This window comes from Rhodoferax sp. (assembly GCF_028715765.1).
Lineage (GTDB): Bacteria > Pseudomonadota > Gammaproteobacteria > Burkholderiales > Burkholderiaceae_C > Rhodoferax.
The window spans coordinates 36511-55308 of sequence record NZ_JAQURE010000022.1; the positions used below are offsets into that span (position 1 = coordinate 36511).

Sequence of the window (18798 nt, forward strand, 5' to 3'; positions counted from 1 at the left end):
GAAGTTTGCTTGTTTCATTTTGTGTTATTGCTGTTCAAGCCGTGCATGCGCAGGAAGTGCCTGCGTTTGAGGTGCAAAAAATCTCTGCGTCAACCTGGTATGTACAAGGGTTGTCAACGCTCGGTACACCTGCCAATCAAAACTTTATCTCTAACGCTGCGTTCGTGGTCACACCGAACGGTGTGGTGGTGATTGACGCCTTAGGTTCCCCCGCTTTGGCGCATCGCTTGGTTGATGAAATTAAAAAAATCACATCCAAGCCGATCACGCATGTGTTGGTGACGCATTACCACGCTGACCACATTTATGGCTTGCAAGTTTTCAGAGCCCTGGGTGCCAAAGTGGTGGCGCATCGTGCGGCGCTGATTTACCTCAACAGTGAAACCGCTCGCTTGCGTTTGGCCGCGTCTCGCGAGCAGCTTTTTCCATGGATTGACGACACTACCCGCTTGATCGAGGCTGACATTTGGGTTGACGGTTTCCAGACGTTTGATTTTGGTGGCATGCAGATTCAGGCACAACCCGTGGGCCCTGCACACACCCCTGAGGACTTGGCGTTTTACTTGCCCCAAGAGAAAGTTCTTTTCGCTGGCGACTTGGTTTTCAGAAGCCGAATTCCCTTTGTGGGTCAAGCTGACAGCCAGCATTGGATCAAGGCACTGGATCAGTTGCTGGCTTTTGAAACCCAAGTGATTGTTCCAGGCCACGGCCCACTGTCACATGAGGCACGCAAAGACATGCAACTCACGCGCGAATATTTGACTTACCTTCGAACCTCCATGGGGCAAGCCGCGCAGGCCATGGAGCCATTTGATGAGGCTTACCAGCACACCGATTGGTCATATTTTGAACATTTGCCTTTGTTCAAGGTTGCCAACCGGATGAACGCCTACAACACCTATTTGTTAATGGAGCAAGAGGCCAAACCATGAGTCTGTGCAACTTGTGGATGACACGCCGTGCAGCAGTGCTTGGATCACTTATGGCTTGTGCGTCAACCACAGCCTTGGCTGAAACAGCTTCCTTGCCGGTGCCGTCTTCACTACCTGAGGCGTTGGCATTGGCTTTGAAAAGTGGCAACCCGCTGGTGATTCTGGCAAGTTTGGAGGGCTGCCCATTTTGCAAAATTGCCAGGGAAAATTACTTGAGCCCCTTGCAAATCAATCCTGACAACTTTATTGTTCAATTGAACATGCGCAGTCAGCAAACTGTTGTGGGATTCGATGGTCTCAGTCACAGCCATGATCAATTGCTGAAAAGTTGGGGAATCAAAGTTGCCCCAACCGTGTTGTTTGTGGGGCTATCTGGTAAAGAAATTGCCGAGCGGTTGGTTGGAGGTTACTTGCCTGACTTTTATGGCGCTTATTTGGATGAACGTCTTAACGTGGCGCGTGCGGTCTTATCGAAAGCTGGAGCTGCTCGATGATCCCCATCAAAACAGCCTCCGCATGGCGTGGCATTTCTGACTGCCGAAATTGCGGTATTCGTGAAATAGCCTTGTTTGCTGACTTGAACGAGACTGACTTTGCCCAAATTCATGCGCCCATTGACGACCTTGAATGTGCAGCAGGTACTGTTTTGTTTGCAGAGGGCAGTTTGTCGCAAGGTATTTTTACCTTGCGCGACGGCATGGTGAAACTGGTGCGCAGTACATTGGATGGCCGTCCGCGCATTGTTCGAGTGCTGCGCTCAGGCGATGTGATTGGGTTGGAGGTGTTGGCAAGCGCGCGCTACGCCACCGATGCCATTGCGCTGACGCCCATTTCAGTTTGTCGTATCCCCGTTGAGGTCGTTCAAAAATTGGCTTCACAAAGCCCGCGCTTGCACATGCAGTTGATGCACAAGTGGCAACGCGCGTTAAAGGACGCTGACGATTGGCTAGCCGACATGAACTTTGGTGCTGCCAGACAGCGGGTTGCGAACTTGATTCTCAAGATGCGCAGTCCAAGCCATCATGACGTTGCTGTGCTTTTTTCGCGTGAAGACATGGGTGCCATGCTTGACCTGAAACTTGAAACAGTGAGCCGCGAAATTGGCCGCTGGGAGCGAGAAGGTGTGATTGAAGCGCTGGACAAGCAGCGCCGTATTTACCGTGTGCTTTTGCCTGCTGTGCTGCTGTGCCGCTAAGCAGACATGCCCTAGGGTAAATCCTAATATGCCGATTCACTTAATTAAACGAAACTTTATTTATGTCAATAAAATCCAGCTCAAAATCATTTAGGAACATTGTGTTTGCTAGCCCATCATCAGGTGTCAATTTTCTTGGTGACAGAGCTGGGTGGACATGGGGTGTTTTAGTCAGTTTGCTGTCTTTGGGTATTTCGGTGGGGGCTCAAGAGGTGCCTCAAATTTACCAGGGCGCCGATATGAAAGTGGGCGAAAAATTGATTTCTGAAAATCAGTGTGATGCGTGCCATGTACGCAATGTAGGTGGAAACGGTCATGGCATCTATCGTCCCAAAGGGCGGATCAATTCACCAGCCTTGCTACGCGGTCAAGTCGAAGCCTGCAACACAAATCTCAATTTGGCGTTGTTCCCTGATGAAGTCAATTCCATTGCAGCGGTCTTGAACAGAGACCATTACAAGTTCAAATAAAAACACCCCTGGTTGCGTGATTTTTCCAGCCACGGGAATGTGCCAGCGTGGTTTCTTTTGCTGATTTTTATGTGTGAGTTTTAAAGGAGTTTCTTGAATGACTTCAAGTCCGAGTTCAGGCCGATTCATCAAAGCGCCTGAGAATTTTCTAAGCCAAGCCGGCATCAAAACCGTGATTTCAGAGGCCAAACATGGCCGGAGAAATTTCATTCGCCAAGCTTTTGCAGCAGCTGCCACGGGTGCTGCTGTGCCAGCCGTCATGGCTCAAAGCAACCCTGTTCCAACTGAGGGGGGAGACCCCAACATTTTGAATTTACCTGCGCACAGTGTGGGTCTTGGTCAAGGTGTCGCTCAGAACGATGGCTACGGCAAACCTTCGCAATATGAAAGCGGTGTGCAGCGTCGGCAAAGCCCGGGGTTGACGCAAACCACCCAAGCTTCGGTATCTTTTGCCCCCTTGCAGTCTCTATTTGGCATTGTCACCCCGAGTGGTCTGCATTTTGAACGTCATCACCAAGGTTGGTGGGACATTGACCCTTCCAAGCATCGGTTGATGATCAACGGCATGGTCAAAGCTGCGAAAGTGTTTACGCTGGATGAAATCATGCGCTTGCCATCGGTTTCACGTTTTCACTTCATCGAGTGTGGTGCCAATACTGCGGTGGATTGGGGCAACGTGGCCGTGCCCACTGTGCAATACACACACGGCATGATTTCATGCAGTGAATTCACGGGGGTGCCGCTGATCACGCTGTTGGAGTTAGCGGGTGCTGATTTGAAAAATGGCAAGTTTGTGCTTGCGGAGGGTGCCGATGGCTCATCCATGACACGCACCATTCCCATGAGCCTGATTTTGTCAGGCGAAGTGTTTGTGGCTTATGGCCAAAATGGTGAAATGCTTCGCCCAGAGCAAGGTTATCCACTGCGGTTGATCGTTCCAGGCATTCAGGGCGTGAGCTGGGTCAAGTATTTGCGTCGCATTGAAGTGGGTGACATGCCTTACGCCACCAAAGACGAAGCCGTGCACTACATTGATTTGTTGCCCTCTGGACAGCACCGTCAGTATTCAGGTTTGCAAGAGTGCAAAAGTGTTGTGACCACACCGTCAGGCGGTCAGGTGCTGCTTGACAAGGGTTTTTACAACATCACCGGCTTGGCTTGGAGTGGTAAAGGCAAGGTCAAAAAAGTTGATGTTTCTGTGGATGGTGGTCGCAATTGGCGCACTGCCCGGTTGCAGTCACCTGTCATGTCCAAAGCGTTGACACGGTTCAATATTGACTGGGTGTGGGATGGCAAACCAGCCATCATTCAGAGCAGAGCCATGGATGACACTGGTTTTGTGCAGCCCACCTACAAACAGCTGCGTGCGGTTCGCGGCACACGCTCCATTTATCACAACAATGCCATTCAGTCGTGGTTAGTCCAAGAAAACGGCGAGGTAAAAAATGTTCAGATTTCGTAAAACATGGTTGAGCTTGGCTCTGTTGGGCTTGTCTGTAGGGGTGTGTGCCCAGTCTTCAGTCAAGATCACCAATCTGGGACGTGATGCAACTGCCAAAGAGGTTGCTGCATGGGATATTGATGTTCGACCCGACTTCAAAGGTCTGCCTGCTGGTTCGGGAACAGTTGAAAAAGGGCAGGAAATTTGGGAGGCCAAATGTGCCTCGTGCCACGGTTTTTTTGGTGAATCTGGTGAAGTTTTTAACCCCTTGATCGGTGGTGTTCAACCCAACGATTTGGTCACCGGTCACGTTCAAAATTTGACCAATCCAAATTATCCCGGGCGCACAACCTTTATGAAGGTTGCAACGATTTCAACTGTATGGGATTTCATTAACCGTGCCATGCCGTGGAATGCACCCAAAACCCTCAAGACAGACGAGGTGTATTCGGTGCTCGACTTCATGTTGAATATTGCTGGCATCGTGCCCGAAGACTTTGTGCTCAATGAAAAGACCATGCACGATGTCCAAGCCCGAATGCCCAACCGACATAGCATGACGCGGCAGCATGCATTGTGGCCAGGCAAAGAATTTGGGGGGGTGGCCAAACCCGACACGCAAAACGTTGCCTGCATGAGCAATTGCACGCCCGAACCCAAGTTGGCCTCTTTGCTCCCAGAATTTGCCCGCAATGCGCACGGTAACCTGGCTGAACAAAATCGCATGGTGGGGGCACAGCATGGCGCTGACACGTCACGCCCTGAATCTGCTACAGGCGAACGCCAAGCGCCGGTATCTGCGCCGCCCGCTGCCATTGACAAAGCCCCATCAAAAGTGGATGACACCAAGCCTGATGCCAAAAAAGCAGTGTCTCTTTTGCAAAAAAATGGCTGTTTGGTGTGCCATGGCATCAATAACAAAATTGTCGGGCCAGCCTACTCTGATGTAGCCAAAAAACATGCAGGGCAAGTGGATTACCTGGCTGGCAAGATCAAATCTGGGGGAGTGGGGGTATGGGGGTCAATTCCCATGCCGCCCCAAACGTTGAATGCAACTGATGCCAAAGTCATTGCGACTTGGTTGGCAGCGGGTGCAAACAAATAGACTTCACTGTGGGTAGACTTTTAAAAATTTTCAGCATGAACTTAATGAAGGAGCTTTCCATGCAAACTCGTCGCGAGACACTCAAACACAGCGCTATCGTGGCCGGCCTGTTGGCCACCACCGGCCTGTTTCCCCAGTACGCACTGGCTTACAACAAGGGCGCTTTTGAAGCCAAGTCGGTGGCAGACGTGCTCAAAGCCCTTGGCGCCAGCGCCCCTGCAGAGAGCAAAGAAGTCACCATCGGCGGCCCAGATATTGCAGAAAACGGCGCTGTGGTGCCCTTGACCGCCAGCACCAGCCTGACTGGTGTCAAGCACATGCTGATCTTGGTTGAAAAGAACCCCTCTACGCTGGTGGCGCAATTCAATGTCACTGACAGTGTCGAGCCCAACTTTGCCACCCGCTCCAAGATGGGACAGTCCTCAGACGTGTATGCCGTGGCCATCTTGAACGACGGTAAAGCTTTGTTTGCCAAAAAAGAAGTCAAGGTCACATTGGGCGGCTGCGGCGGTTGAACCCACCACTGCTTTCATTCCTACAGTCCAAAGCAATCTTTGGCAAAAACCAATCAATTGAAACCAACAGGAGCTAAAAATGGCAGATCCAATGCGCATTCGCGCCAAAGCAGAAGGTGGCAAAGCCACAGTACGTGTCCTCATGAGCCACGAAATGGAGTCCGGGCAACGCAAAGATGCCAGCGGGAAATTAGTGCCCGCCATGCACATCACGGAAGTCAGTGCCAGCCTCAATGGCGCAGTCGTCTTGACGGCCGACTGGGGCTCAGCGGTTTCCAAAAACCCGTTCTTGCAATTCAATATCAAGAACGCCAAAGCTGGTGACAAGGTTGCCATCACTTGGAAAGACACCAAGGGTGACACCCGCACCGACGAAGCAACTGTTTCTTGAACATTTGTCGATACAAGGTATGGCATTCAATGAATGTGCCAAGCCTTTGGGATGCAGAAATTCATGCATCCCTTGTTTGATAAAAATTCTTTTATGAAAGTGGTGGTTGCATGAAAAAAAATATTTTTCTGCTGGTCACAGTTGGAGCAATAGCTGTTTCTGCCCATGCACAAAAGTCTGCTGCAGTACAAGCCATTGAGGAATACCGTGCCATGTTGGCAGACGGTAACCCTGCAGAATTGTTTGAAGCCAAAGGCGAAGACCTTTGGAAGCAAAAACGTGGTCCCAAAAATGCTTCCTTAGAGCAATGTGATTTAGGTCAAGGCCCAGGTGTCGTGAAAGCAGCGTTTGTGACCTTGCCCCGTTTTTTTGCAGATACCCAGCGCGTGCAAGACTTAGAGTCTCGCTTGGTGACTTGCATGGAAAATCTCCAAGGTTTCGATGCTGCAGAGATTGCCAAAACACCGTTTGGCAAGGGTGAGCAAAAAAATGTCACGGCACTGGCAACTTGGATTGCAGCCGAGTCGCGCGACATGAAGTTCAACTTGCCGCAAGCCCATATCAAGGAACAAACAGCCTATGAGATTGGAAAACGTTTGTTTTTCCAACGTGGTGGACCGCACGATTTCTCATGTGCATCTTGCCACGGCGCAGACAACTGGCGTATTCGCTTGCAAGACCTGCCTAACCTGACCAAAAACCCCGGAGATGGCGTTGGCTTTGCAGCCTGGCCGGCTTACCGTGTGTCCAATGGTCAAATGTGGAGCATGCAATTGCGTCTGAATGACTGCTACCGTCAGCAACGCTTTCCATACCCTGGGTTTGGCAGTGATGCCACCATTGCGCTCGGGGTTTACTTGGGCGTCAACAGTCAGGGCTCGAAATCTATTGCGCCTGCCATCAAGCGTTAAGGCGAAGGAACATCACCATGAACAAGCAATTTACTTTTGCTCTCTCGGCGCTGGCGTCTATGCTGGTCGCAGGCTGCGCAACCGGGCCGAGCTCAGCTGACCTCGACCAAATGGCTGCAGCGATCGTCAAGTCATCATTCAGCGACAAAGGCATCGTTAAGGTTTCTGCCATCGCACCTGAAGATATCAACGTTGCCTGCACTGCTGCCGACGTGGCAGGCAAGCCCATAGCGCCTGAACTTGCTGCACAGCTGCAGGCTGCTCAGCTTAAAACCATCAAATGGCCAACTGATGGTCAATACTTGGGCGACTGGAAAGCGGGTGAAAAATTGGCACAAAGCGGCCGTGGTTTGACCTGGACAGACAAGGCTGACACAGCCAATGGCGGCAATTGCTACAACTGCCACCAGTTAGACCCGAAAGAAATTTCTTTTGGCACCATCGGTCCGAGCCTGACTGGGTACGGTAAATCACGCGGCGTGATTGCTAACCCCAACAGTGCTGCATCGAAAGCCATTGTGGAATACACATGGGGCAAGATCTGGAATGCCAAAGCCTACAACGCATGCTCTGTCATGCCACGTGCGGTTCACAAGGGCATCATCACTGAAAAGCAAGCCAAAGATTTGATGGCGTTGCTGCTTGACCCCAAGTCACCCGTCAATCAATAAGTTCATTTTTATCAACAAGGCCCGGTTTGCCCGGGCTTTTTTCTTTCTTACCATTGGCGGTTACATCATGAATCTAACTAAACGTGAGTTTTTCCAAGTGCTGGGCGCTGGCACGATGGCGGGCATGGGGTTGAGTGCTTATGCGCAAGCCGACACGACGACAGCCACCCGCGGGCTTTATGACATTCCGAAATTTGGCAATGTCTCGTTTTTGCACATGACAGATTGCCATGCGCAACTCAATCCCATTTACTTTCGCGAGCCCAGTATCAACTTAGGTATTGGCAGCATGAAGGGGAATTTGCCCCATTTGGTTGGCGAGCATTTGCTGAAAGCCTCTGGTATTCGCCCTGGAACAGCCGAAGCGCACGCTTTGACCTACTTAAATTATGAGCAGGCGGCAAAACGCTACGGCAAAGTGGGTGGTTTTGCACACTTGGCCACACTGGTGAAACGCATGAAAGCCAGTCGCCCAGGGGCTCTGCTGCTTGATGGGGGTGACACTTGGCAAGGTTCAGGCACCGCGTTGTGGACCAATGGCCAAGACATGGTTGATGCCTGCAAATTGCTTGGCGTGGACGTGATGACGGGGCATTGGGAATTCACCTTAGGTATGGATCGGGTCAAGGAAATCATTGAGAAAGATTTCGCCGGAAAAATTGATTTCGTAGCTCAAAACGTCAAGACCAACGATTTTGGTGACCCGGTTTTCAAACCCTATGTCATCCGCGAAATCAATGGCATTCCCTGCGCCATCATTGGCCAGGCCTTCCCCTACACACCTATTGCAAATCCACGCTACATGGTGGCAGATTGGGCCTTTGGCATTCAAGATGAAAACATGCAAAAGATGGTCGATGAGTGCCGTGGCAAGGGCGCACAAGTGGTGGTGGTCATCAGCCACAACGGCATGGATGTAGATTTGAAAATGGCCAGCCGAGTGAGCGGCATTGACGCCATCATGGGTGGCCACACGCACGATGGCATGCCCGTGGCCAGCATCATCAGCAACAAAGGGGGTAAAACCTTGGTGACCAATGCAGGTTCCAACGCCAAGTTTCTGGGGGTGCTCGACTTTGATGTCAAAGACAAAAGGGTGACTGACTTCCGCTACAAACTGTTGCCTGTGTTTGCGAACATCTTGCCAGCAGATCCAGAAATGCAAGCCCTGATCACCAAAGTGCGTGCACCCTATGAAGCCAAGTTGAATGAAAAGTTGGCCATCACCGAAGGGACGCTTTATCGCCGAGGTAATTTCAATGGCACCGGTGATCAGTTGCTGGTAGATGCCTTGATGGACGTGCAGGGGGCTGACCTTGCTTTTTCACCGGGTTTCCGTTGGGGTACCACCCTGCTGCCAGGTCAAGCTATCACCCGTGAATGGTTGATGGACATGACTGCCACCACTTATTCTTATGCCACCTTGACAGAGATGACAGGCAGCACCATCAAAACTGTGCTGGAGGACGTGGCAGACAACCTGTTTAACCCTGATCCTTACTATCAGCAAGGGGGAGACATGGTGCGCGTGGGCGGATTGCAATACAGCTGCTCCCCAACTGAGGGCATGGGTAAACGCATTACTGACATGCGCATCAATGGCAAGCTCTTGGAGGCTGATAAAAAATACAAAGTGGCCGGCTGGGCACCTGTCGCAGAAGAAGCTAAAAACCAAGGCAACAAGCAAGTGTGGGAAGTGGTCGAAACCTGGCTGGCTGCGCGTGGCGGCAAGGTCGGTAAACGCAAACTCAACACCCCAAAAATCATTGGTGCGTTGCCTAACCCTGGCTATGCGGTTTGATGGCTCAACGGCCTAATCAAAGCGTTTAATCGGGAGCCTACCAAGCGCTTGGTAGGCTCAGTGACTTTTTGGCTTGTCGGGAGAGCTTCGGTATTCAAACGAAAACACTGCAGCTTCTACCCGTGATCGAAGGTTGAGTTTGTCCATGATGTGGCGCACATGCAGCTTGACGGTGTTGTGGCTGATGTCCAAAGCGCGTGCAATCACTTTGTTGCTTTGTCCACTGGCCACATGGTCTAGCACCTGGCGTTCTCTGTCGGTCAAAGTAGCAACCAAATCTCCCATGGCCGAGCCCTTTGGGCCGGTTTGCAGGATTTGTGCAAACTTGAGCATCATGGCGGAGGCCACCACCATTTCGCCTCTGGCCGCCCGGCCAATGGCATCAATCACTTCTTCGGGCTCCATGTCTTTGAGTAAATAGCCTTTGACACCTGCGCGCAATGCTGCAGACATGTCGTCCTCGCTGTCACTCATGGTCAAAATGACCACAGGCGTCTCGCAGCCATCGGCGCGAATCATGCGCAGCACGCTCAGGCCATCCGTTTGAGCGAGTCGCAAATCAAGCACCAGTAAATCAGGTTGATGCTCATGCAGCAGTGGCAGCACCAAGTCGGGGTTGCCTGTGGCTGTGACCACTGACATGCCGCCCCGGTGCTCCAACAATTCTGTCAAGCCACTTCGGCACAACGAATGATCATCCACCAGCATGATGCGCGTCGGTTGGGTCATGATGCCAACTCATTTGTACGATGATGCGGAATTTGCAAGCGAACACGGGTACCCACACCGTCTTTGCTGCCAACCTCAAGGCTGCCGCCCAGGCGTTTGGCACGGCTTTTCATGATGTCTAGCCCAAAGTGAGTGGACGGCACCAACGGCTTGGCTGAGGTCACGATGGTGGCCACTGAGGGTTCATCCATGCCAAGGCCATCGTCTTCAATCAAAAATTCAAGGTGTTGTGGGGTGCTGCAGATCATCACCACTGCGTGGCGCGCCATAGAGTGTTTGGCAATGTTGGCCAAAGCCTCTTGCACCACATAAAAAATCTGAACCTCTTGCTCGTCAGTCAAGTTGAGGTGTGGAACCGTGTTGCGGATTTCGAGTTCAATGGCATTCTTGGAGTGAAAACTCTCCGCAATGGCATGGAGCGCATGCAAGAGCCCAAGCGGATCCATGCGAGAGCGAAAGTAGGTCATGACTTCGCGCAAGTTGTCATGCACTTCGGTGACTGCAGTGCGCAGATCGGCTAAATACTTCAGCGCGTGTGGTTCATCTTTTTTGAGGATGGCGTCATTCAATAGCGGAATTCGCATGCGCGCGTAGGCCAAGGTTTGAGCCAGCACATCATGCACTTCATTGATCATTTCTTGCCGTTCTTTCAAGACCGTCACACGCAAGCGTTCACGCTCAATACGTGCGTTGTGCAGGGATAAGCCGAGCAATTGCCCAACCAAGCGCAACAGGGTCAGCGTTTCATTGCGGATGGGCTGTTTGGTGTTGAAAAAAAGGTTGTAAATACCCAGAATTTTTGAGCCATAGGGGAGTGAAATAGCCAGCATGCTTTTGCATTGTTGACCAAAGAAATGCTGGCTTCCGTGGTGGCTGCACACGCTTAAATCATCCACCCAGGACAACACGTCAGCCGTGGCTGCTTGACCACATACTCCACAGTTTTTATCCACCCGTTGTTCGGTTTGGATCACATCAGCAGGCAACCCCAGATGGGCGACTAACCGCATAGATGCATCATCGTCGTCCAATACCCGCACAGCACCTGCTTGGGCGCCCGCCAAAGTGATGATTGAGTCAAGAAAGCGCCCTAACAAGGCTTCCAAGTTTTCAGGATGAGCCAATTGACTGGGTTGCAAGCTTGCCATCAACTCTGTCTCCAAAGCGATTTGGTTGTGCGAGTTTTCTGTGGGTACGGGAATAACGGCAATCATGGAATGTGATGTTTTGGTGCATCGTAAAACATTACAGGCAACTTATGTATTGGGAAAACCCGATGTTCTCAAGTTTTTTTATGCTACCCATTTGGGCTACAGCGCACCACCCTTGTCGGTGATAGACGCACCACAAGACCTTGCTTGTAATACAGGTACTTTGTTGCTATGTGTGTCGGCCATTTTTTGGGTGACATGCACAGCGTCCCACCGACAGTTTGCTCTAACGACACACCCGCACCCATTGCATGTCTGACACTCCCATCCATAACCCTTTGAATCCGCCGCTGGCTGGTGCTGTAACTGATGTACGCACCACCACTTGTTACATGTGTGCGTGCCGGTGCGGCATTCGCGTTCATTTGCGCAACGGCGAAGTTCGCTACATTGAAGGTAACCCCGACCATCCGCTGAATCAGGGTGTGATTTGCGCCAAGGGCTCGTCGGGCATCATGAAGCAGTATTCGCCTGCCCGCTTGACCAAGCCCCTGCTGCGCAAACCTGGCAGTGATCGTGGGGATGGACAATTTGAAGAAATTGAGTGGGATGCCGCCTTGGCCATGCTCGAAGAGCGACTGAAGCACTTGCGTGCCACCGACCCCAAAAAGTTTGCCCTGTTCACCGGACGCGATCAAATGCAGGCTTTGACCGGTCTCTTTGCTCGTCAGTTTGGCACCCCCAACTATGCAGCGCATGGTGGGTTTTGCTCGGTCAACATGGCTGCGGGCATGATTTACACCATTGGGGGGTCGTTCTGGGAGTTTGGTGGTCCAGATCTTGAACGCGCCAAGTTGTTTGTGATGATTGGCACGGCTGAAGATCACCACTCCAACCCCATGAAGCGTGAGCTGGCCAAATTCAAACGCGGTGGCGGACGTTTTGTCTCCATCAACCCGGTGCGCACGGGGTATTCAGCCATTGCCGATGAATGGATCCCCATCAAGCCGGGTACGGACGGGGCGCTGTTTTTGGCGCTGATCCATGAATTGATCAAATTGGGTTTGTATGATCGTGAATTCTTAGCGCGCTACACCAATGCGGGTCAACTGGTCAATCAAGACACTCAAAGCGATGAGTTCGGGATGTTTTTGCGTAAAGCAGACACCGACATAGCCAACCCCTTGCGTCCAGCCAACTTTCATTGGTGGGATCGACTCACAGACCAACCTGTGGCTGACCACACCGAAGGCGCAGACCCCTCGTTGCTTGGGCATTTCACCATGCCAGACGGTACTGCTGCGGTACCGGCATTTCAGTTGCTTGAAGAACGCGTCAAACCCTACACGCCCGAATGGGCCGAAGGCATCACCGGCATTGCCGCAGACACCATTCGCCGCTTGGCGCATGAGATGGGCATCACCGCGCGCGATCAAAAAATTGAGTTGCCCATTGCCTGGACAGACTGCTGGGGCAAGCGTCACCAAAGCGTGACTGGCAACCCTGTGGCTTTTCACGCCATGCGGGGGCTGGCAGCACACTCTAACGGTTTTCAAACCATTCGCTCCTTGTCCATATTGATGTCATTGCTGGGCACCATTGACCGGCCGGGTGGCTTTAGGCACAAAGCACCCTACCCGCGTGCCGTGCCGCCCAATGCGCGTCCACCCAAGGGGCCACAAGCCGTCAAGCCCAATACCCCGCTTGATGGTGCTCCTTTGGGCTGGCCTGAAAGTCCGGATGATTTGTTTGTAGACGACCAAGGCCAGCCTGTGCGCATTGACAAAGGTTTCTCTTGGGAGCACCCGCTGTCTGCCCACGGCTTGATGCAAAACGTCATCACCAACGCCTGGCGTGGTGACCCCTACCGCATAGACACTTTGCTGATCTTCATGGCCAACATGGCCTGGAACTCCACCATGAACACCACGCAAGTGCGTTCTATGCTGAACGACAAACACACCGATGGTGACAATGCTGGTGAATACAAAATCCCCTTCCTGGTGGTGTGTGATGCTTTTCAGTCAGAAATGACGGCCTTTGCAGATTTGATCTTGCCAGACACCACTTACCTGGAGCGGCATGACACCATGTCCATGCTGGATCGACCTATTTCAGAGTTTGAAGGCCCGGTAGACTCAGTGCGCATACCCGTGGTGGCGCCCAAAGGGCAGTGCAAGCCCTTTCAAGAGGTTGTGGTTGAGCTGGCCAGTCGACTCAAATTGCCGGCTTTTACGAATCCAGACGGCACACGTAAATTCAAAGGCTACACCGATTTCATCGTCAATTACGAAACTGCACCTGGCTCTGGCATTGGCTTTTTGGCGGGCTGGCGTGGCAAGGGTGGTGAAAAACCGATGCGCGGCGAGCCCAACCCCAAACAGTGGGAAATGTACGAAAAAAACAATTGCGTCTTTCAGTACCACATGCCCCCAGAGCACCTCTACATGCGCAACTGGAACCTGGGCTACATGGAGTGGGCGCAAAAAGTTGGCATCAGGCGTGACAAAGACCCCATCGTCATTCACATCTATTCCGAATTTTTACAAGGCTTTCGCCGTGCTGCGCAAGGCAAGCGCCCAGGCAAGCAGCCCCCAGACCAATTGCGCAAGCGGGTTGAAACCTACTTTGATCCGCTGCCGTTTCACCATGCACCGCTGGAAGAGTCGGCCACAGATATTTCCAAATACCCGCTCAACGCCATCACCCAGCGCCCCATGGCCATGTACCACTCTTGGGACTCGCAAAACGCCTGGTTGCGCCAGATTCATACCCACAACTACCTGATGGTGAACAGCAAAACGGCGCAAGCCCAAGGCATTGAAGATGGTGGCTGGATGTGGGTGGAGTCGCAGTGGGGCAAAGTGCGCTGCTTGTGCCGTTATTCAGAAGCTGTGGAGCCTGGTACGGTGTGGACGTGGAATGCCATTGGTAAATCCAGTGGCGCCTGGAACCTCTCCCCAGACGCCAATGAGTCGCAACGTGGCTTTTTGCTTAACCACCTGATTTCTGAAGAATTGCCGCTGGACGCGGGTGGTGCAAAAGTGTCTAACTCAGACCCCATCACCGGTCAGGCGGCTTGGTACGATGTGCGGGTGCGCATTTACAAGGCCGAAGAAGGTGAGCCAGAGCAAACCTCTCCTCAATTTAAAACCGTCTCTGCAGTCCCCGGTGAGCAGGCAGCTCGGCCAAGCTGGCTGGCCTATTTTGCTGGCAAAGGAGCCAAGAAATGACGCAATTGGCTTTGGTCATTGACCTCAATGTGTGCGTGGGCTGCCATGCGTGTGTCACCAGCTGCAAGCAATGGAACACGTCGGGTTCGGCAGGCTCATTGGTAGACCTCAACCCCTATGGAAAAGACCCCAACGGAACCTTTTTCAACCGGGTGCAAACCTTTGAAGTAGGGGAGTTCCCCAACACCCAAACGGTGCATTTTCCCAAATCTTGTTTGCACTGCGAGGAGCCACCTTGTGTGCCCGTGTGCCCCACCGGTGCCAGCTATAAGCGAGCCGAAGATGGCATTGTGCTGGTGGACTATGACAAGTGCATTGGCTGCAAATACTGCACGTGGGCTTGCCCTTATGGCGCTCGCGAATTTGATGAAGACCGCAAGGTCATGACCAAATGCACGCTGTGCGTGGATCGCATCACCGACACCACCATTCCCGAGCCACAACGCAAACCCTCTTGCGTGATTGCCTGCCCGGCCAATGCGCGCTTGTTTGGTGATGTGCATGACCCTGAATCGGTGGTTTCCAAAGCGATTGCCGAGCGTGGTGGCTATCAACTCATGCCAGAGTGGGGCACCCGCCCATCCAACCACTATCTGCCACGGCGCAAAACTGACATGCGCATTCACCCTGAAGACCTGACGCGTGTTGACAACCCGCTCAAGCTTGACGGAAAACAACCTGAGTACGCCCACCGCGAGCCTGGGCGTGAAGACTTTGCCACCTGACAATGGGCCCAACTGACCATGCAACCCGCTTACTCTGTCATCTTTCTCACCACCCTCATTGGCGCTGCACAAGGGCTCTTTTTAACCCTTTACGCGACCGAGCTGGGTGTTTTTGGTGCGACTTCGGTCGCTGAACTTCGACCTTTTGTAGCCTACTCAACGTTGGTTGCCCTGTTCTTTACCGGGCTGGGTTTGTTGGCATCATTTTTTCACTTGGGGCATCCCGAGCGTGCCTGGCGTGCTGCCACCATGTGGCGCACTTCTTGGTTGTCGCGCGAGGTGATTGCATTGCCAATGTTCATGGGCGGTCTTTGCGTGTACGGCGCTGCGCATTGGATGGGGTGGGGTGTGACCAGCTGGGTCGGTGGCATCACCACCGTGCTGTGTTTGGGGCTGTTTGTGGCTACCGCCATGATTTATGCGTCAGTCAAGTTTTTGCAAGAGTGGGCGAGTCCGCTCACCGTGGTGAATTACATCTTGCTGGGGTGCGCTTCCGGGTTAACCTTGGCAACCTTGCTGGCCGCACTCATGGGCGTCAACGAACTGGTGGTACCTTATGCCATGGCTGCCGCCGGCATGACAGCACTGGCTTGGGTTACCCGCAGCGCATCGCTTTTGCGCAATGCGCGCATCCGGCCAAAGTCGAATCTGCAAAGCGCCATTGGCATCAAACACCCACGCATTGTGCAAAAAGCCCAAGGGTTTATGGGGGGCTCGTTCAATACACGTGAGTTTTTTCATGGCCGCACGGCACAGATGTTGCGTTCAGTCAAGTGGGCGTTTTTGTTGATGGTGTTTCCGCTGCCTTTGCTGGGTTTGGCATTGGGGGTGAACACCGCATCCAGCGCCGTGTTGTTTTTGGTTTTTGCCATCCAGTATGTGGGGTTGCTGGCAGAACGCTGGTTCTTTTTTGCGCAGGCCAATCACCCGCAAAACCTTTACTACCAAACCATTTCCTGAGTGTTATTTCCAGTGTCAATGGGCTCTTTACTTTTCCGTCTGCTGCCATTTTTGAGGTGGCCAGCTCCCACTCGCGCCACTTTGACGGCCGACCTTGTGGCGGGTTTGACGGTTGTTTTGTTGGTTGTACCCCAGTCTTTGGCATATGCACAACTCGCAGGGGTGCCCGCTGTATATGGGCTCTATGCGGCGTTTATTCCATCGGTGGTGGGGGCGCTGTTTGGTTCTTCGGTCTGGCTCTCTACTGGCCCGGTAGCGCTCACGTCGTTGTTAACGGCAGCTAGCGTCGTGCAATTGGCGTATCCAGGCACAGAACAATTTTTTGCTAGTGTGACGTTGTTAGCGTTGCTATCGGGCATTTTTCAAGTTTTGATGGGCGTTTTCAAGGCCGGCGTTTTGCTCAATCTGCTTTCGCGACCCGTGTTGTCGGGTTTCATCAATGCTGCGGCTGTTGTCATCACACTGTCACAGTTGCCAACGCTGCTGGGCATTCATCCGGTACAGACAGGCAGCATCGTCAAGGACACTTTTTTCTTGATCTTGAATGTGCCAACGCTGCACCCCGCATCTACTTTGCTTGGCCTGTTAAGCCTGGGTATCCTATTGGTTCTGAAACGTTTTGTACCTAAAGTGCCTGGTGTCTTGGTGATGGTGGTGATCATGACTGTGGTCAGTGCACAGCTTCAATTTGGTCAGATCGGTGGCCAAATTGTTGGGGATATTCCCAAGGGGTTACCTGATCTGATCTGGCCAGTTGTAGATTGGCATATCGCGCTCACTTTAGTTCCGGCGGCTTTCGTGATTGCCTTGGTTAGCTTCATGGAGGCCATGTCCAGTTGCAAAGTCATGGCCATCAAAACCCGCACCGGTTGGGATGAGAATCAGGAGCTGATTGGGCAAGGGTTAGCCAAAATTGTGGCTTCATTTTGTCATTCGATGCCTGTCAGTGGTTCATTTTCAAGGTCAGCCCTCAACTTGGCATCGGGTGCCCGCACTGGGTATTCCTCGGTTTTTGGCGGTGTCTGTATTTTGCTGGTGCTGCTCTTCTTCACGCCTTTGCTGTACCACCTTCCCAAGCCAGCTCTAGCCGCCATGATTGTCATGGCGGTCGTGAATTTGATTGACTTCTCGTCTCTGAAGCGTGCTTGGGCGGCGAGTCGAGATGACGGACTAGCTGCTCTGGTCACGTTTGGTGCAACGTTGTTATTGGCACCAAACATTCAGTTAGGCATTTTGATTGGCATTAGTTTTTCCCTTGCTGCGTTTATTTACCGCCGAATGTTTCCGAAAATATCCATTTTCAGACTCGGCGAGTCTGATGACTTGATCGAGAAGACGACTGCATCGCCAGCCCATGACGACAGCAAGGTGATGGTGTTGCGGTTTGATGCTGCTCTGATTTTTGCCAACGCTTCTTTTTTTGAGGATGCGGTTAGACAAATTGAACGAGAGCATCCCATGTTGCAACGACTCATTGTGTTGGCTACCGGGATCAATCTGCTGGATGCTTCGGCCGTCGACATGCTCAAAGAGCTGGTTGTGCACCTGAAAGAAAACGGCATCGAACTGGTGTTTGTCGATGCAAAGCAGCACTTCATGGATGTCGCGCGGCGCACGGGACTGGCCCAATCCATTGGTGATAGCCGTTTTTATCCATCCCTTCAGGCGTCGTTGTGTGTCGAGAAATAACGACTTTTTCAACTTAACCCACTTAACTTTCGAGTGAATATTTATGAGTGATGCGCTTACTTACCTGATCAAGACTCGCCCCGAAACGGTGAGTCATTACTTTGCCTTCCTCAAAGAAACCGGCAAGCACCTGGACCCCAAGACGCGAAATTTGATTTCGGTCATTACCAAGGTTCACTCGCAAACTGACCGAGGTTTTCGTCAATACCTTGGCCGTGCCCTGCGTGAAGGTTGCAGCCCCATGGAAGTGCTGGATGCTTTGCTGATGGCTTTCCCCGCGTTGGGGCTGGCCAAGATCATTTGGGCGGTTGACATCATTTTGGACATGAACATTCCCGGTTTTGACCCTGATGTCATCACCCAAAAAGCGCCACCTGCTGGCGAGTGGCGCGACCTGATGGCGGCCAAAGATGCCCCAGACGGTGAGGTGTTGCGTGTTGAGCATGCCGGGCGTGGTTTGTTCATTTATCGCGACAAAAAAACCTACCAGGTGTACGACAGCCACTGTCCGCACCAAAGCACAGACATCACCCAACTGGCCGTGAAGGGCGTCACCCTCACGTGCCCAAAACACCAATGGCAATTTGATGCCAAAAGTGGTGACTGCATCAAAAAAGGCAACACTGGGCTCACTCGCATTGAGTCCAAAGTGGTCAAAGGCCGTTTGCTGGCTTTTTGGTAAGGCCGCGGCCACTGGATGTTTTGCAGACCTGACCCCATCACCCCAAGTGAAAAACAGCGTTAACCCCTTGATATTCAATTACAACGACCGGAGACAACCATGAAAGCATCCAGACAATGCTTTTACTTCACCCCCCTGTGTGCCGCACTCATGGCCACCGGGGCGGCGCATGCCACCAACGGCATGTTGATGGAAGG

General features: G+C 52.4%; 18 protein-coding genes. 16 read left to right on the top strand and 2 right to left on the bottom strand.

Annotated features, from left to right (window positions below; genetic code table 11):
- Positions 1 to 41: 41 nt before the first annotated feature.
- The 11 genes from PHT20_RS09415 to soxB all read left to right on the top strand — a co-directional run bounded on the left by PHT20_RS09415 (position 42) and on the right by soxB (position 9432).
- Complete coding sequence (locus PHT20_RS09415) at positions 42 to 932, top strand: MBL fold metallo-hydrolase (protein WP_301020320.1); 891 nt, start codon at positions 42 to 44, stop codon at positions 930 to 932.
- Positions 929 to 1426, top strand: a complete 498-nt coding sequence (locus tag PHT20_RS09420; protein ID WP_301020321.1) for a hypothetical protein — start codon at positions 929 to 931, stop codon at positions 1424 to 1426. The genes PHT20_RS09415 and PHT20_RS09420 overlap by 4 nt, the downstream gene beginning before the upstream one ends.
- Positions 1423 to 2127, top strand: a complete 705-nt coding sequence (locus PHT20_RS09425; RefSeq protein ID WP_301020322.1) for a Crp/Fnr family transcriptional regulator — start codon at positions 1423 to 1425, stop codon at positions 2125 to 2127. Before PHT20_RS09420 ends, PHT20_RS09425 begins: the two co-directional genes overlap by 4 nt.
- Positions 2128 to 2189: 62 nt before the next feature.
- Complete coding sequence (locus tag PHT20_RS09430; protein WP_301020323.1) at positions 2190 to 2597, top strand: hypothetical protein; 408 nt, start codon at positions 2190 to 2192, stop codon at positions 2595 to 2597.
- Positions 2598 to 2694: 97 nt separating this feature from the next.
- Positions 2695 to 4059, top strand: a complete 1365-nt coding sequence (soxC, locus tag PHT20_RS09435; protein ID WP_301020324.1) for a sulfite dehydrogenase — start codon at positions 2695 to 2697, stop codon at positions 4057 to 4059.
- The gene (locus PHT20_RS09440) at positions 4043 to 5143 is read left to right on the top strand and encodes a c-type cytochrome (protein ID WP_301020325.1); all 1101 of its coding nucleotides are present in this window, start codon (positions 4043 to 4045) and stop codon (positions 5141 to 5143) included. The genes soxC and PHT20_RS09440 overlap by 17 nt, the downstream gene beginning before the upstream one ends.
- A gap of 59 nt (positions 5144 to 5202) precedes the next feature.
- On the top strand, positions 5203 to 5658 hold the full coding sequence (soxY, locus tag PHT20_RS09445) for a thiosulfate oxidation carrier protein SoxY (protein ID WP_301020326.1): 456 nt from the start codon (positions 5203 to 5205) through the stop codon (positions 5656 to 5658).
- 79 nt (positions 5659 to 5737) lie between these two features.
- Complete coding sequence (soxZ, locus tag PHT20_RS09450; protein ID WP_300084474.1) at positions 5738 to 6049, top strand: thiosulfate oxidation carrier complex protein SoxZ; 312 nt, start codon at positions 5738 to 5740, stop codon at positions 6047 to 6049.
- Positions 6050 to 6159: 110 nt separating this feature from the next.
- Positions 6160 to 6960: a sulfur oxidation c-type cytochrome SoxA gene (gene soxA / locus PHT20_RS09455; RefSeq protein ID WP_301020327.1), complete on the top strand. Its 801-nt coding sequence runs from the start codon at positions 6160 to 6162 to the stop codon at positions 6958 to 6960.
- A 17-nt stretch (positions 6961 to 6977) separates the two neighbouring features.
- Entirely contained in the window at positions 6978 to 7631 is a 654-nt protein-coding gene (soxX, locus tag PHT20_RS09460) for a sulfur oxidation c-type cytochrome SoxX (protein ID WP_301020328.1), read from the top strand.
- A gap of 67 nt (positions 7632 to 7698) precedes the next feature.
- Entirely contained in the window at positions 7699 to 9432 is a 1734-nt protein-coding gene (soxB, locus tag PHT20_RS09465) for a thiosulfohydrolase SoxB (RefSeq protein ID WP_301020329.1), read from the top strand.
- Between the two features lie 57 nt (positions 9433 to 9489).
- Here the strand turns inward: soxB and PHT20_RS09470 are convergent, their stop codons facing one another.
- Together PHT20_RS09470 and PHT20_RS09475 are read right to left on the bottom strand one after the other, a co-directional pair.
- Positions 9490 to 10161, bottom strand: coding sequence for a response regulator (locus tag PHT20_RS09470; RefSeq protein WP_300084478.1), 672 nt, complete (start codon positions 10159 to 10161; stop codon positions 9490 to 9492).
- Positions 10158 to 11375 (bottom strand): ATP-binding protein, encoded by a 1218-nt coding sequence (locus PHT20_RS09475; protein ID WP_301020330.1) that lies wholly within the window; start codon positions 11373 to 11375, stop codon positions 10158 to 10160. Before PHT20_RS09475 ends, PHT20_RS09470 begins: the two co-directional genes overlap by 4 nt.
- Before the next feature lie 248 nt (positions 11376 to 11623).
- On the opposite strand from PHT20_RS09475, the gene PHT20_RS09480 reads away from it, so the two are divergent.
- The 5 genes from PHT20_RS09480 (at position 11624) to PHT20_RS09500 (ending at position 18601) form a co-directional block, all read left to right on the top strand.
- Positions 11624 to 14545 carry a molybdopterin oxidoreductase family protein gene (locus tag PHT20_RS09480; protein ID WP_301020331.1) on the top strand — a complete coding sequence of 974 codons (2922 nt, stop codon included), beginning with the start codon at positions 11624 to 11626 and terminating at the stop codon, positions 14543 to 14545.
- Positions 14542 to 15270 (top strand): sulfite dehydrogenase subunit SoeB, encoded by a 729-nt coding sequence (gene soeB, locus PHT20_RS09485; RefSeq protein ID WP_300084481.1) that lies wholly within the window; start codon positions 14542 to 14544, stop codon positions 15268 to 15270. The genes PHT20_RS09480 and soeB overlap by 4 nt, the downstream gene beginning before the upstream one ends.
- 18 nt (positions 15271 to 15288) lie before the next feature.
- Positions 15289 to 16230, top strand: a complete 942-nt coding sequence (locus PHT20_RS09490; RefSeq protein WP_301020332.1) for a DmsC/YnfH family molybdoenzyme membrane anchor subunit — start codon at positions 15289 to 15291, stop codon at positions 16228 to 16230.
- An 81-nt stretch (positions 16231 to 16311) separates the two neighbouring features.
- Positions 16312 to 17919, top strand: a complete 1608-nt coding sequence (gene sulP / locus PHT20_RS09495; protein ID WP_301020333.1) for a sulfate permease — start codon at positions 16312 to 16314, stop codon at positions 17917 to 17919.
- Between the two features lie 43 nt (positions 17920 to 17962).
- Positions 17963 to 18601 carry a Rieske 2Fe-2S domain-containing protein gene (locus tag PHT20_RS09500; protein WP_301020334.1) on the top strand — a complete coding sequence of 213 codons (639 nt, stop codon included), beginning with the start codon at positions 17963 to 17965 and terminating at the stop codon, positions 18599 to 18601.
- The last annotated feature ends 197 nt before the right edge of the window (positions 18602 to 18798 follow it).

Coding starts and splice junctions, on each gene's coding strand:
- PHT20_RS09420 (WP_301020321.1), top strand. CDS start 929: ATGAGTCTGTGCAACTTGTGGATGACACGCCGTGCAGCAGTGCTTGGA.
- PHT20_RS09425 (WP_301020322.1), top strand. CDS start 1,423: ATGATCCCCATCAAAACAGCCTCCGCATGGCGTGGCATTTCTGACTGC.
- PHT20_RS09430 (WP_301020323.1), top strand. CDS start 2,190: ATGTCAATAAAATCCAGCTCAAAATCATTTAGGAACATTGTGTTTGCT.
- soxC (WP_301020324.1), top strand. CDS start 2,695: ATGACTTCAAGTCCGAGTTCAGGCCGATTCATCAAAGCGCCTGAGAAT.
- PHT20_RS09440 (WP_301020325.1), top strand. CDS start 4,043: ATGTTCAGATTTCGTAAAACATGGTTGAGCTTGGCTCTGTTGGGCTTG.
- soxY (WP_301020326.1), top strand. CDS start 5,203: ATGCAAACTCGTCGCGAGACACTCAAACACAGCGCTATCGTGGCCGGC.
- soxZ (WP_300084474.1), top strand. CDS start 5,738: ATGGCAGATCCAATGCGCATTCGCGCCAAAGCAGAAGGTGGCAAAGCC.
- soxA (WP_301020327.1), top strand. CDS start 6,160: ATGAAAAAAAATATTTTTCTGCTGGTCACAGTTGGAGCAATAGCTGTT.
- soxX (WP_301020328.1), top strand. CDS start 6,978: ATGAACAAGCAATTTACTTTTGCTCTCTCGGCGCTGGCGTCTATGCTG.
- soxB (WP_301020329.1), top strand. CDS start 7,699: ATGAATCTAACTAAACGTGAGTTTTTCCAAGTGCTGGGCGCTGGCACG.
- PHT20_RS09470 (WP_300084478.1), bottom strand. CDS start 10,161: ATGACCCAACCGACGCGCATCATGCTGGTGGATGATCATTCGTTGTGC.
- PHT20_RS09475 (WP_301020330.1), bottom strand. CDS start 11,375: ATGATTGCCGTTATTCCCGTACCCACAGAAAACTCGCACAACCAAATC.
- PHT20_RS09480 (WP_301020331.1), top strand. CDS start 11,624: ATGTCTGACACTCCCATCCATAACCCTTTGAATCCGCCGCTGGCTGGT.
- soeB (WP_300084481.1), top strand. CDS start 14,542: ATGACGCAATTGGCTTTGGTCATTGACCTCAATGTGTGCGTGGGCTGC.
- PHT20_RS09490 (WP_301020332.1), top strand. CDS start 15,289: ATGCAACCCGCTTACTCTGTCATCTTTCTCACCACCCTCATTGGCGCT.
- PHT20_RS09500 (WP_301020334.1), top strand. CDS start 17,963: ATGAGTGATGCGCTTACTTACCTGATCAAGACTCGCCCCGAAACGGTG.